Genomic DNA, 1068 nt, shown 5'->3' on the forward strand with positions numbered 1-1068 from the left:
ACTAAGGGCTATACCAGATTTATCCTGTTGGGAGACTTCCCTATGGCAAAAGGCTTTGGTAAATTTGTTCTCCAACCAAGGGAAGCAGCAGAGGCTAAGATCCTCAGACAGAGTGTTCTCAAGCATTTCGCCCATCTTCAAGACCCCAGAGTGGAGAGAACGAAACATCATGGTTTGATGGAGATAATCACCATTGCTATTTTGGCTGTCCTCTCCGGAGCCAATGGGTTCGTGGCGATAGAGACCTATGGCCAAGCCAAACAGAAATGGTTGGAGAGTTTTTTAGACTTGCCCTATGGCATTCCCTCACATGATACATTTTCTCGGGTGTTTGCTGCCCTTGAACCCCAACAGTTCCATGAAAGCTTTCTGAGTTGGATCAACAGCATTACCGAAAATTTAACCATTGAGCTGATCCACATCGATGGCAAAACCGCGCTTAGGGTCTTACGACCGAGAGGGAAAACTCAAAGCTTTACATAGTGTCAGTGCCTGGAGCAGTGAACATTCGTTGATGTTAGCCCAGAAAAAGGTGGACAGCCAATCCAACGAAATTACCGCAGTGCCTCTACTATTGAAGTTACTCAACCTCAAAGGAGCAATAGTCACTCTCGATGCCATGGGAACCCAGCGACAAATCGCTGGGCAAATTAAACAAGCACAGGGGGAGTATGTGTTAGCTCTCAAAGGTAATCAGGGAAAACTCGCTCAACAAGTTAAAGATTGGTTTCAACAAGCCCAAGCCAAGAACTGGGAAGGCATAAAGTTTAGTTATCATCAAACCATTGAAGCGCGGCACCATCGGATTGAAACTCGTCAGTGTTGGGCGGTGTCGGTTGCTCAATTACCTGCCTTGCATCGCCAGAGTCTGTGGGAGGGATTGAGCACAGTTGTCATGGTTAAGAGTACCCGTCAGATGTGGAATAAGACGACTACAGAAGTTCGCTTCTACATCAGTAGTCTTTCTGCAGATGGGGAGAAACACAACCTTGTTATCCGTTCTACGCTTCGGATCGAGAACAGTCTTCATTGGGTACTTGACGTCACTTTTCAAGAAGATGCCAGTCG

General features: G+C 46.6%; 2 protein-coding genes. Both read left to right on the forward strand.

Annotated features, from left to right (window positions below; translation table 11 throughout):
- Positions 1-483: ISAs1 family transposase (locus F6K53_RS45010; RefSeq protein ID WP_293087624.1), on the forward strand; the 483-nt coding region annotated here is incomplete at its 5' end.
- Positions 425-1068 (forward strand): ISAs1 family transposase (locus F6K53_RS45015; RefSeq protein WP_293087627.1); only part of this gene is annotated, 644 nt, incomplete at its 3' end. The genes F6K53_RS45010 and F6K53_RS45015, both read left to right, overlap by 59 nt.

Source organism: Moorena sp. SIO4A1 (assembly GCF_010672065.1).
Classification (GTDB): domain Bacteria; phylum Cyanobacteriota; class Cyanobacteriia; order Cyanobacteriales; family Coleofasciculaceae; genus Moorena.